Genomic DNA, 12,253 nt, shown 5'->3' with positions numbered 1-12,253 from the left:
CCATCATGCCGCGCGGCCCGCGGGACCCTCCTTTCGGGTTGTCATCCCCGCCCGGCCTCTGTTTGGCATGCCCCCGAAGCGCCCATCCGGGGCGGATCGGGCGCACTCGCCCCCACGGCGGCCACCTGGGGTGGCACGATGCTCACACGCAGTGAGACGTGTGAGGCCTGTCGAGCACCGCACGCGCTCACCTCGCCGGTCGAGGGGACGGTAGAGACGCATGAGCACACCTAGCACCGGGCAGCCGGCCGCGCCCGTGCCGATGACCCGTACGAGCCCGCCCGCCGACCACGGGGGGTACACGGGGCAGGTCCGCCACGGCGACGACGGGGGGAACAGCGGGGACGCGGGCATCGCCCATGCGCTCGCGGCGCTGGGCGGCGAAGGGGCGTTCCGCCCGCCGATGCAGCGCAGCGGCAGCCCTTCCGCTCCGGCGGCCGGGGGCGGCAGTGGCAGCAGGTGCCCCCAGTCCGAGGCCCCCGGCCCGCACGAGGCCCCACGTGCGCCCGAGCCCGCGGCCCAGGTCTTGCACGATCTGGCCGTGCTGCGGCTGCCCGAGCTGCGCGCGCTGCGCCGTGACGCACAGCGGCACGAGGCCGACCTCAGCTATGTGCGGAGGCTGCTGCAAGGGCGGATCGACATCCTGCGGGCGGAGCTGGCGCGCCGCGGGGGGACCGGTCGTGCGGGGGCCTGGGCCCGGGGCGGTGCTGGTGCCTCGGGTACGGGCAGCGGCCCGCCGGACGGTGCCGCCGATGCCGGACGGCCCGGCCTGGCGGACACCCCCGCGCCCGACTCGGAGGCCTCGCCCTCCGTCGTCGACCGGCTCGCGGAGATCCTCACCGACCAGCCCGCCCGCAACCGCTCCTCCGCCCGCCATGTGACACTCGGCACGCCCTACAGCGAGGAGTACCGGCAGCTGGCCGCCGACATGCTCGCCGAGGTCGCGCTCTCGGACCTGGTAGCCCGCACCGACCTGGAACTGCACAGCGCCATGAGCCGCCTCGTGCAGTACGAGCAGGAGGTGTCCCGGCGACGTCGGCAGTTCCAGCGCTCGACCGACGATTGCAGTGCCGAGATCGCCCGCAGGTACCGTGATGGCGAAGCACAAGTAGACGACCTGCTCGCGTGACATGGGGCCGCCGGTGATCCCGGCGGCCTTTGCCCGGCGGGTCCGCCCAGCCCCGGAAGGCCGTACCCCATGTCCTCCTCGCCCGCCGCCGGCCCGTCGTCCACGCCCGCCATAGCGCCGGTCCTCGCCGAAGTCGTACGGTCCGGCTTCGTCGAGGGCCACCATCGGGGCAACCTGGTACTGCTGGCGGCGGACGGCAGCGTGGAGCTGGCGCTGGGCGATGTGACGGCGCCCGTCTTCCCGCGCTCGTCCAACAAGCCGATGCAGGCCGCGGCCGTGCTGCGGGCCGGGCTCGACCTGTCGGGGGAGCGGCTGGCCCTGGCCGCCGCGAGCCACTCCGGCGAGGACTTCCACCGCGACCTCGTACAGAAGATGCTGGCCGAGCACGGGCTGACGGCCGGGCAGCTGCAGTGCCCCGCCGATCTGCCGCTGGATCCCGCGGAGGCCGAGACGTATCTGGCCGCGGGCCTCGTCCGGGACCCGGTCACGATGAACTGCTCCGGCAAGCACACGGCGATGCTCGCGGCGTGCGGGCTGAACGAGTGGTCCGCGGACACGTATCTGGAGCCTGAGCATCCGCTGCAGCGGCTTGTGCTGTCGGTCGTGGAGGAGGCGGCGGGGGAGCCCGTCGCCGCGGTCGGTACGGACGGGTGCGGGGCGCCGCTGATGGCGATCAGCCTCGTCGGTCTCGCGCGCGCCTTCCGCCACTTCGTGCTGGCGCCCGAAGGGTCCGCGGAGCGGCGGGTGGCGGACGCGATGCGGGCCCACCCCGAGTACGTCGCCGGTACGCGGCGGCCCGACACCTGGCTGATGCGCGAGGTGCCGGGGGTCCTGTCGAAGATGGGCGCCGAGGCCGTCCAGGCCGTCGCCCTGCCCGACGGGCGTGCGCTGGCGTTCAAGGTCGAGGACGGCGCGACGCGGGCGCTGGGGCCGGTGCTGGCCCGTGCGCTGGCCCTGACGGGCGTGGACGCCCCGGTGCTCGAACGCATCGGGCACGCGCCGCTGTGGGGTGGGGGGCGCGAGGTGGGGGCGGTCCGCGCGGCTTTCTGACTCCTGCGGGCAGTCGGCGGTTCGCCCACTGCCCGTGGGTCGGGCCGGGTGCGCGTACGCGGCTTCCGGCGGGTGCCATGGAACGTGGGGGCGCCCAAATTCGGGCGACAGGCACGGGGCCCACCCCTAGCGTGGCTGTATGAGCCGTCCCGTAGACGTCCGCGCCGTCACCGAAGACGACATCCCCGACTGGATCCGCGCCCTCAACACCGGCTTCCTCCGGCCCCCGGCCGTGAGCGACAGGGAGATCGAGGACCGCAGCTCGTACATCATCCCGTCCCGCACCCAGGGCGCCTTCGACGCCGGCCGTTGCGTGGCCACCTTCCGCTCGTTCCCCCAGCAGCTCACCGCCGTGGGCGGCGCCACGGTCCAGGCCGACGCCATATCGAACGTCTCCGTCACCCCCACCCACCGCCGCCGCGGCCTCCTCAGCCGCATGATGGCCGCGGACCTGGCGGCCGCGAAGGAGCGCGGCGACACCGTCGCCACGCTGATCGCCGCCGAGTACCCCATCTACGGCCGGTACGGCTTCGGCCCCGCCACCCGCACCGCCGAGTGGACCGTCGACGTACCGCGCACGGGACTCGACCCGCGCTGGTCGGGCCCGGACGACGGCGGCCGTATCGACCTCGTGGACGGCGAGGACGTACGCAAGCTGGGACCCGACCTCCACGAGCGTTTCCGCCGGGCACAGCCGGGCGCGGTCGACCGTGACGAGCGCTGGTGGAAGGCCAACACGGGGGCCATCGTCCTGGACCGAGTCCCCTGGACGGAGCCGTTCCACGCCGTGTACCGCTCGGCGGCCGGAGAGGTGGAGGGCCTGCTCACGTACCGGTCGGACGACCACTGGGGCGACGGCAAGCAGCCGCTGAACACGGCCAAGGTCCGCGACATGATCGCGGTGTCGCCGGCGGCCGAACGCGCCCTGTGGAGTTACGCCTGCTCGATCGACTGGATCACGAAGGTCAGGACCGGCTACCGCGCCCCGGACGACCTGCTGCCCGACTTCCTGCCCGACCCGCGCGCCGCGGCGATCACCACCCAGGCGGACTGGCTGTGGGTGCGGATCCTCGACGTCGTACGGGCCCTGGAGACGCGTACGTACGCGTCTTCGGCGAGCATCGTGCTGGAGATCGCCGACGGCGACGGGCTTGCGGGCGGGCGGTATCGGCTGGACGCGTCACCCGACGGGGCAGTGTGCGCACCGACCACGCAGAGCGCCGGACTCGCCATGGGAGTGGCCGAGTTGGCTTCGCTCTGGCTGGGGGACGAGTCGGCGGTGCGGCTGGCGGCCCTGGGCCGGGTGATGGAGGTGGCGGCAGGCGCCGCGGCCGCTGCCGACGCCCTGTTCCGTACGTCCAGGCGACCGTGGTGCCCGGACATCTTCTGACCGCTTTTCCTGCTGTTCACGTATGACCCGCACACCGTGGGCGGCGTGGGTGTGGTGGTGTGCGGGGGCTGAGGCGTGACCGGGCTCCCGGCTCCCCTCCGGAAGGAAGCCCGGTCAGCCGTACGGGGGCCCGGTCAGCCGGACTGGGCGAGCAGCATCACGAGGATCACCGCGCCGATGCTGCTGAACAGGGTGTTCTTGGCCTTCAGGCCGATGGTCAGCACGACGAAGGCGATGATGCCCATCGGCCCGTACTTCCACTGGACGAGCTGCTCGAATCCGATGGCGAGGGCGGCGAGGACGACGGCGACGAGTGGCATGACGGTCCCTCCTTGGGGACGGGGAGGCGGACCCCGCTAGGCCGGTTGCCAACCCTGCGAAAGCTTGACCATGTTCCTCAAGTTGGCCACCAACTCACTCGTACTTATCTCCGCGATGGCTAGGCTCATAACCACCTTCTCAATAACTCCCCAAAGATGGCGAGAAGTTGTAGTGTTTGGTTGTGAACCCGGAGCATGCCGCCGTCGACGGGCGGAAGAGGGCAGAGCGGCCGTCACCCAGGTCGTACCGCGAGGTGGCCGACGAACTGCGCGCCCGGATCAGGACCGGGCGGCTGCGGCCGGGGCAGCGCATGCCCACCCAGGCCGAGCTCGCGCTCGAGTTCGGCGTGGAGCGGGGCACCGTACGGCAGGCCCTGCGCATCCTGCAGTCCGAACATCTGCTCACCAATGTGACGAAGGGCAGCCCGGCCACTGTCGCCGAGCACATGGAGCACGCCTTCACCGGCCCGGAAGCGCCGCCGCAGCCGACCATGGTGGGGCTCGCCCCACGCATAGCCGCCGCCTTCTCCGCGCCGCACGTGGAGATCGACGCACTGTGCCTGACGGCCGTGTCGCTCACGCTCGCCATCGGCGAACCGCTCCGCCAGATCCATGAGGGCCACATGAAACCGGCCAAGGTGGATGTGCGGGTGCTGCTGCCGAGCCGGGACATCCGGCTGGCCTTCCCCGCGCCGGTGCACGCGGTCGGCGACAGCCGGCTGCACCGCCAGTGGCTGTCGCAGCGCAACGCCCAGGGCCAGGTGCTGCGGCACAATCTCCAGGCGCTGCGCTCGTCGCACGGCATCGACGTCAGCGTCTCGTTCCGCGCGCTGCCGTTCACCCCGCCGGTGAAGCTGTACCTGCTGAACAACACCGAGGCGCTGTTCGCGTACTACACCCTCACCAAGCGGGGTGTGGAGATCGACCACGAGTATCTGGAGACGTACGACGCGCAGGGGAGCCGGTCCATGCTCTTCCCCTTCGAACAGGGGGCCGGGATGCGGGACACGACCTTCGTGGAGCAGTCCCACGTGTGGTTCAACTCGCTGTGGAACACGATCAGTTCTGATCTGGTGCTGACGGCCTGAGCGGTGCTGCTCAGGGTGCCTGAGCCGTGCTCGTGGTGCCCTGAGCCCGGCTCGGGCAGGTGGGTCTCAGAGGGCGGGACCGGCGACCATCAGGGCCAGGACGACGGCCCCGATGGAGCTGCAGACCGGGTTCCTGGCCTTGACGCCGATGGACAGGAGCAGCAGTCCGACGATGCCCATCGGGCCGTACTTCCACTGGACGAGCTGCTCGAAGCCGATGACGAAGACGGCGGAGAGGAGGGCTATGACGGGCATGGTGGTTCCTCCTTCGGGGTGGGAGGAGCGGGTGGCCGGTGAACTTCCACCAGCTCGGCCAAGTTGGCAGCCAACTTCAATGAAGTTATCCCCAGTTGGTCGTAAGTAATAAACAACTCCCAAACAACTCCCACCAGATGGCATGGAGTTGTAGCTTTTGGTTGTGACCCAGGAGAACGTCGCAGTGAACGGCAGCAGAAAGCTCACGCCCAAGGACATCGCCGACACGCTGCGGGACCGCATCCGCACCGGCACCCTCAAGGCCGGAGACCGCCTGCCCACCCAGGCGGAGCTCGCGCTGGAGTTCGGCGTGGAGCGCGGAACCGTGCGTCAGGCCCTGAAGACCCTGCAGGACGACGGCCTGCTGGCCAACATCAGCAAGGGCAGCCCGCCGCGCATCGCCGCGCCGGCACCGGCGCGCCAGGGACCGCAGCCCACGATGGTGGCGCTCGCCCCGCGCCTGACGGCCGCCTTCGCCGCGCCCAAGGTGCGCATAGACGTCGTCTCCCTCACGGCGGAGACCCTGATGCTGGCGCTGGGCGAGCCGGTCCGCCTCATCCACGAGGGCCGTATCCGCCCGGACTCGATCGACGTCCGCATTCTGCTGCCGAGCCGGGACATCGATCTGGCCTTTCCCGTGTCGGTCGACAGCAGCGGCACCGAGGAGGACCCCGTCCACCAGCGCTGGCTGGCCCAGCGGAACGCCCAGGGCCACGTACTGCGCCACAATCTCCAGGCGCTGCGCTCATCGCACGGGATCGACGTACGCGTCACGTTCCGAGCACTGCCGTTCACGCCGCCGGTGAAGCTCTACGTGCTCAACGGAAGCGAGGCCCTGCTGTCGTACTACATGGTCACCAGGCGTGCAGAGGAGGTCGAGAGCGGAACGCTGGACATGTACGACGCCCTGGGCACCGAGTCGCTCCTCTTCTCCTTCGAGAAACGAGCCGGCAGCCGGGACACGGCGTTTGTGGACGAGTCGCAGAAGTGGTTCGACGCCCTCTGGGAAACCATCACCACGGACCTGACACTCTCCTAGTGACATCTGATACGACGCAGACAGAACTGGTGACACAAGAGACCGAGAACCTGCGTGAACTGATCACGCGAGCTCGCTTCGTGCTGTTCGACTTCGACGGGCCGATCTGCAGGCTGTTCGCCGGACACCGGGCGGAGCTGATCGCGGAAGGCCAGGTGCGGTGGCTCGAGGAACGCGGCCTGCACGGGCTGCTGACCGAGGTCGAGCGCCAGGTACCGGACCCGCACGAGGTGCTGCGCGCGGTCGACCGCAGACATGCGGGCAGTGACCTGGTCGCCGAGCTCGAAGAGAGGCTGACCCAGCAGGAGCTGCGGGCGGTCGGCTCCGCCCGGCCGACACCGTACGCGGACCCGCTCATACGCACCTGGACCGCCGTGGGCGCGCGGCTCGCCATCACGACCAACAACTCCCCTAAGGCAGTACACAGTTATCTCGTGACGCGCGGCCTCGAAGGCTGCTTCCATCCCCACATCTACGGCCGCACCCAGGACCTGCACCTGCTCAAACCCCACCCGCACTGCCTCAACCGGGCCCTGAACGCCCTGGGCGCCGATGCCGAGGCCGCCCTGATGATCGGCGACACACCCTCCGACTGTCAGGCGTCCGAGCGGGCCGGGGTCCCCTTCCTGGGCTACGCGCGCAACGCCCGCAAGGAGAAGCTCCTGCGAGCGTCCGGCGCGGAGCACGTCATCAACTCCCTGGAGCCCATCCTGAAGCTGCTCAGGAATCAGGCCTGAACCATCAGCAGGACGAACACCACGGCCCCGAGCGACACGCAGGACGAGTTACGCATCCGCATGCCCACGGCCAGCAGGCAGAGGCAGACCATGCCCATCGGGCCGTACTCCCACTGGACGAGCTGTTCGAAGCCGAGGACCAGTACGGTCGACAGCAGCTGGAAGAGAACCATGGGCCCCACCCCACTCCGCTTTCCGAGAAGCGATCAACCATCCGGCCAATTGGACTGGTTGACTTGGATTGGATTTCCCCTGCCTGGCTGATCCCTTAACCAACCGGCAAGCCGGACCTCGCATTTGACTGAAATCGGTTTGCTTGTCGGCCGGGAGAGGTACGGTCGCGGTGTGGGTGGCAACGGAGGACGGGCAGGTGACGGCGGCGGCCGGGCGTTCTTCCACGTCTCGGAGACGCTGCGCTCCCGCCTGGCCGACGGCACCTACCGGGTGGGGGGCATGCTGCCGACGCAGCGCGACCTTGCCGCCGAGTTCCGCGTCTCACGGGACACCGTCCAGCGGGTGCTCCGGGAGCTGGCCAGCGAGGGCTGGATCGAGTCCCGGCAGGGCAGCGGGTCCAGGGTGCTCAAGACCCAGCGGATCCACTCCTCCGTGGCGACGGACACGCGGAAAGGGCGTGTCGCACTGGGGCCGCTCATAGGCGAAGCGTTCGAGCGCCCCGAAGTCGACCTGGACGTCTATACCCTGACGTCCGAGTCACTCGACACACACATCCGGGTGCAGTCCGAGCGCATCCGTGCCGGCTCCATCGCCCCGCAGCGCATCAAACTCCGCATGCTGCTGCCCGACGAGTCGCTCACGCTCCCGTATCCGCGAGCGATGGGCGACGCAGAGGAGTCCCTGCTTCTGGCGAAGCGCCTGCAGGCCATCACCCGACGCCACACGGAGTCGCTGAGGAGCGTGTTGCGCGCTCTCCAGGCCGAGCGCTACGTACCGACCGTCGACATCGAGATCCGCCACGCGCCGCTGACCCCGGCCTTCAAGCTGTACCTGTTCAACGGAGTCGAGGCGCTGTACGGACCGTACGAGGTGATCGAGCGCCGGGTCATCCTGGACGACGGGCGTGAGGTCGATGCCCTCGACGTCCTCGGGGTCGGGGCCACGCTCCTGCATCACGTCCGCGACGAGGACGGGGATTCCCAGGGGTCCGTTTTCGTCGAGAGCATGCAGTCCTGGTTCGACTCCGTCTGGGATCAATTGGCTCACCGGTTGGCTCAATGACACGGAATCCGGCCAAACCGTCGAACGTGGCCACACCTCAGGGCGACGTATACCTCATTGAGACCAGGGAGCGCACCGGTCAAGTCGTGCGGAGCGAGCCCCACCGCTAGGGTGTGCAAACACCGTTGGGTGCATTCTCTTGCACCCCCTCGCGCGACTATTCAGGAGCGGCCAGTGGGCGCACCTCCTGTTCCCAGTCCCTCGGTCATCTGGGGATGCGCCACCGACGATGCCTACGACGACTTCGTGCGGCAGGCCAAACAGGCCGGGGCGATGAGTCGTGGGCATCACAACCGGAACTTCGTGCTGCCGCTGACGGAACGTATGGCGCGTCTGGTGGGACGGGAACCGGGCATGTCCGTGACGGTGCGGATCCCGGTGGCGGAGGCCCTGCCGGTGGTGGTCAGGACCTGGCAGCAGGAGTCGGAGATTCTCGGCGCCATCAAGGGCGTCCTTCCCCATGTACCGGAATGCCTCGCGGAACGGCCGGGGTCCGCTGTCCACAGCTATGTGCAGGGAGTGCCGCTCTCGAGCGTCTGCCAGAACGGCAAGCCCGTCGACCACCTGCTGATCAGGGCGCTGGCCGGGCTTCTGGCCCAGATGTCCCAGGTGCGCAGGGAGGCGCTGCCACGGCTGCCCGACTGCTGGCCCCGCAACGACAAGGACAGCCAGGCGTTCCTGCGTAATCTGGCCCTGTTGGTCGACCGTCAAGTCCGGCAGCCCAATTGGACTGCGTTCGGAGGGCTGTTCGCGGCACTGGGGATCCCCGACGACGCCATGACCCGTTTGGCGGAACGGGTGCCGGCCATGTCCCGCCGCCCCTACAGCCTGCTCCACACGGACCTGCACCGGGACAACGTGATCGTGTCCTATGGCGGGGACCCGCCCCTGATCTGCGTCGACTGGGAGCTCGCGACGTACGGCGATCCCCTGCACGACCTCGCGACGCACCTGGTCCGGATGCAGTACCCGGGATTCCAGTGGGGCGAGGTGATCGACGCATGGGCAGTGGCCATGGAAGGCACAAGACCGGCCGCGGTCAACGGGCTCGCCAAGGACCTGCGGCACTACATCGCCTTCGAACGAGCCCAGTCCGTCTATCCGGACATCATGCGCGCCGCGAAGTCCCTGGAGGACTCGTGCGACCAGAAGAACCTGGACGTCGCCTCCGCGGCAGTGCGCCGGGCTCTCGAGGCCGCCGCCGAGCCGCTCGGGCTCAGGCAGCTGCCTGAGGAGACGGAGATCGAGCGGGTCCTGCTCCGCTGGCAGGCGGCGCGGCGGGAACGACGCGATGGTGAACGGTCTGCCACGGGTATCGGCTGGGAGGTGGACAAGCGCGTCCCCGAACACCCGGACTTTCCCCGCACCGCCGTCCTCGACGCGCTCGTCGCCGAGGGCGCGGCTCCCGCGGACCGCGTGTTCAAGGGCACGGCGCACCTCAACTCCGTGGTCAGGGTGCCCGGTGTCGCATTCCCCGTCGTGGTGCGCCGCAAGCTGGCGGCACCCTCCCGCCGGGAGCGCAGTCGCAGCTTCCTCAGCGAGCACGCGGTACTGCGGGCCATCGAGGACTCGGGGGTCGCGGTGCGAGCCCCTCGGGTACTGGCCCTCGGCCTGAGCGAAGACCGGGCCTCCCGGCCGAAGGATCCCTTCGCCATCCACACGTATGTGGGGCCGCTCGGCAGCGACCGGCCGCCCAGCCATCCCGTGCACGGTCTGCTGCCCCACGAAGCGGACGAACTCGTGGACCAGCTCTGCGAGCTGACCAAGGTCGCGTACTCCTCGCTCGATCCCGCGGCGGAACTCCTGGACTTCTTCGGCTGGCTCACCCAGGAACTCGTCCGGCTCGTGCAGGAACTGCCCAAGGAGTCCCAGCAACTGGCCAGGGTTCTGGGACTGCCCGACGGGTTCCGGCTGAGGGAGATCCTGGGCCGCTACCACGTCACTCCACGGACCTCGGCACTCCTGCACGGTGATCTGAACCCGTGGAACCTGGTGCGCGGAGAGGGCCGGTCCGGACTCACCATCATCGACTGGGAGATGGCGGTGATCGGCGACCCCCTGTACGACCTGGTCCGGCACATGCATCTCACCCCGACCCGGCCCGAGATCCGCCAGCGCATGTTCGACCGCTGGCAGCGCGGGCTCCCCGACGAGTACACCAAGGGCTGGCGAGAGAACTGGCCCGTCTACCGGCGGATCGAGATCATCCGCTCCGCGTATGTCGACCTGGACCGGCTCGTCACCGGCGCGAGCCTCGACGCCCCCAACGTCCGCAGGGCCGTGGACTCGTACGGGATGACCTTGGCGGCCGCCACGGCATCGCTGGGGCTGCCGGTCAGATCGACGGCGAACCCCTTCCTCGCCCGTGCCCTCCCGCACGGGGAATCCGGCAGGCCGAGGCCTGCCGGATTCCCTACGGGCGGGTGAGGCGCCGCGGCTGACGCAGCACCGCGAACGCCACCACGAACGCCGCCACCAGGAGCCCCGTGCCGACCGTGAAGGCCAGGTGGTAGCCGCCGGTCAGTGCCTCGGCCTGGGTCCTGCCCTGTGCGAGCAGGCCCTCGCTGCGGGAGGCGGCCAGGGTGGAGAGGACCGCGACCCCCGTGGCCATGCCGATCTGCTGGGTCGTGTTGAACAGCCCGGAGGCGAGGCCGGCGTCGTCTTCGCCGGCGCCGGACATGCCCAGCGTGGTCAGTGCCGGGAGGGCGAGTCCGAAACCGGCGGCGAGCAGCATCACGGGGAGCAGGTCGGTGAGGTAGTGCGCGTGCACGGGCACGCGCACCAGCAGTCCGAGAAGCCCGATCAGCAGCACGAGTCCGGCGAGCAGGACATTGCGTTCCCCGAAACGGGCGTTCAGGCGGGCCGATACCCCGAGCGACACCGCGCCGATGACCGCTGCAGCGGGGAGCATGGCGAGGCCGGTCCTGGCGGCTCCGTACCCGAGCACCTTCTGGAGATAGAGGGCCACCAGGATCTGGAAGGAGAAGAGCGCCGCCACCATGAGGACCTGGACCAGGTTCGCCCCCGAGACGCTGCGGGACCGGAAGATCCGCAGCGGCATGAGCGGGGCCTTGGCGGTCGCCTGGCGTACGACGAAGGCGGCGAGGAGTACGAGGGCGAGGGCGCCGAAGCCGAGTGTGGGTGCGGAAGTCCAGCCGTACTCCTCCACCTTGACGATGGTGTAGATCCCGAGCATCAGCCCGGCGGTGACGAGGAGCGCGCCGACGGCATCGGCACCGGCCGCGAGGCCGAGTCCGCGGTCGGCGGGCAGGACGGGCACGGCGACCGCGAGGGCCGCGAGCCCGATCGGCAGATTGATGAAGAAGATCCAGTGCCAGTCGAGGGCGTCGGTGAGGACACCGCCGAGCACCTGGCCGACCGACGCACCGGCCGCCCCGGTGAAGCTGAAGACGGCGATCGCCCTCGCGCGCTCCTTGGGCTCGGTGAACAACGTGACGAGGATGCCCAGGCTGACGGCGGAGGCCATCGCGCTGCCGATGCCCTGCAGGAACCGTGCGGCGATCAGTACGGCGGGGGACGTCGCCACGCCCGCGAGGAGCGAAGCGCCGGTGAACACCGCCGTCCCGGCCAGGAACATGCGCTTGCGGCCTAACAGATCGCCGAGCCGGCCGGCGAGCAGGAGCAGGCTGCCGAACGCGATCAGGTAGGCGTTGACGACCCAGCTCAGGCCGGCGGGGGAGAAGCCGAGGTCGTGCTGGATGGCGGGCATCGCCACGGTCACGATGCTGCCGTCGAGGACGGTCATCAGCATTCCGGTGGCGATGACGCCGAGGGCGAGCGTCCGTGACCGGGCGGGCGGGGCGGAACTCGTGGACGCCTCCGGCCGGGGCCCCGCGGCGCGAGGAGTGGCGGGAGGGGGAGCGGAGGCGGCAGATGCTGCGGCCATGCGGTCTCTCCTGTTCGGTTGAGCCGACAGGAGAGACCGTAGCAGATAGTTTTGTTGCAGACTATCTACTTCGCATCTATGAGGTTCGGGTGCCCAGGTTCG

At 69.8% G+C, this 12,253-nt stretch carries 12 protein-coding genes; 8 read left to right on the top strand and 4 right to left on the bottom strand.

Features of this window, described 5'->3' with window-relative positions; translation table 11 throughout:
- Positions 1 to 403: 403 nt before the first annotated feature.
- The 3 genes from ACWD4J_RS21135 (at position 404) to ACWD4J_RS21125 (ending at position 3,569) form a co-directional block, all read left to right on the top strand.
- On the top strand, positions 404 to 1,129 hold the full coding sequence (locus ACWD4J_RS21135; RefSeq protein ID WP_451396995.1) for an RsiG family protein: 726 nt from the start codon (positions 404 to 406) through the stop codon (positions 1,127 to 1,129).
- Between the two features lie 69 nt (positions 1,130 to 1,198).
- Positions 1,199 to 2,179 carry an asparaginase gene (locus ACWD4J_RS21130; protein ID WP_451396930.1) on the top strand — a complete coding sequence of 327 codons (981 nt, stop codon included), beginning with the start codon at positions 1,199 to 1,201 and terminating at the stop codon, positions 2,177 to 2,179.
- Positions 2,180 to 2,318: 139 nt separating this feature from the next.
- Complete coding sequence (locus ACWD4J_RS21125; protein ID WP_451396929.1) at positions 2,319 to 3,569, top strand: GNAT family N-acetyltransferase; 1,251 nt, start codon at positions 2,319 to 2,321, stop codon at positions 3,567 to 3,569.
- Positions 3,570 to 3,703: 134 nt separating this feature from the next.
- On the opposite strand, the gene ACWD4J_RS21120 is transcribed toward ACWD4J_RS21125, so the two are convergent.
- On the bottom strand, positions 3,704 to 3,889 hold the full coding sequence (locus ACWD4J_RS21120; protein ID WP_451396928.1) for a hypothetical protein: 186 nt from the start codon (positions 3,887 to 3,889) through the stop codon (positions 3,704 to 3,706).
- A 176-nt stretch (positions 3,890 to 4,065) separates the two neighbouring features.
- On the opposite strand from ACWD4J_RS21120, the gene ACWD4J_RS21115 reads away from it, so the two are divergent.
- A complete protein-coding gene (locus ACWD4J_RS21115; RefSeq protein ID WP_451396927.1) occupies positions 4,066 to 4,977 on the top strand; it encodes a winged helix-turn-helix domain-containing protein in 912 nt (303 codons plus the stop codon).
- Between the two features lie 66 nt (positions 4,978 to 5,043).
- On the opposite strand, the gene ACWD4J_RS21110 is transcribed toward ACWD4J_RS21115, so the two are convergent.
- Positions 5,044 to 5,232 (bottom strand): hypothetical protein, encoded by a 189-nt coding sequence (locus ACWD4J_RS21110; protein WP_451396926.1) that lies wholly within the window; start codon positions 5,230 to 5,232, stop codon positions 5,044 to 5,046.
- 157 nt (positions 5,233 to 5,389) lie between these two features.
- Here ACWD4J_RS21110 and ACWD4J_RS21105 point away from each other — a divergent pair, with 157 nt between their 5' ends.
- Together ACWD4J_RS21105 and ACWD4J_RS21100 are read left to right on the top strand one after the other, a co-directional pair.
- Positions 5,390 to 6,271, top strand: coding sequence for a winged helix-turn-helix domain-containing protein (locus ACWD4J_RS21105; protein WP_451396925.1), 882 nt, complete (start codon positions 5,390 to 5,392; stop codon positions 6,269 to 6,271).
- Complete coding sequence (locus tag ACWD4J_RS21100; RefSeq protein ID WP_451396924.1) at positions 6,271 to 7,008, top strand: HAD family hydrolase; 738 nt, start codon at positions 6,271 to 6,273, stop codon at positions 7,006 to 7,008. The genes ACWD4J_RS21105 and ACWD4J_RS21100 overlap by 1 nt, the downstream gene beginning before the upstream one ends.
- Here the strand turns inward: ACWD4J_RS21100 and ACWD4J_RS21095 are convergent.
- Positions 6,999 to 7,181: a hypothetical protein gene (locus ACWD4J_RS21095; RefSeq protein WP_451396923.1), complete on the bottom strand. Its 183-nt coding sequence runs from the start codon at positions 7,179 to 7,181 to the stop codon at positions 6,999 to 7,001. The genes ACWD4J_RS21100 and ACWD4J_RS21095 overlap by 10 nt on opposite strands.
- 172 nt (positions 7,182 to 7,353) lie before the next feature.
- Here ACWD4J_RS21095 and ACWD4J_RS21090 point away from each other — a divergent pair, with 172 nt between their 5' ends.
- On the top strand, positions 7,354 to 8,244 hold the full coding sequence (locus ACWD4J_RS21090; protein WP_451396922.1) for a winged helix-turn-helix domain-containing protein: 891 nt from the start codon (positions 7,354 to 7,356) through the stop codon (positions 8,242 to 8,244).
- 174 nt (positions 8,245 to 8,418) lie between these two features.
- Complete coding sequence (locus tag ACWD4J_RS21085; RefSeq protein ID WP_451396921.1) at positions 8,419 to 10,671, top strand: phosphotransferase; 2,253 nt, start codon at positions 8,419 to 8,421, stop codon at positions 10,669 to 10,671.
- On the opposite strand, the gene ACWD4J_RS21080 is transcribed toward ACWD4J_RS21085, so the two are convergent.
- Entirely contained in the window at positions 10,658 to 12,151 is a 1,494-nt protein-coding gene (locus tag ACWD4J_RS21080; protein WP_451396920.1) for an MFS transporter, read from the bottom strand. The genes ACWD4J_RS21085 and ACWD4J_RS21080 overlap by 14 nt on opposite strands.
- Positions 12,152 to 12,253: the final 102 nt, after the last annotated feature.

The organism is Streptomyces sp. NPDC002577 (assembly GCF_053594815.1).
This window is presented reverse-complemented; position numbering and strand designations above follow the sequence as displayed.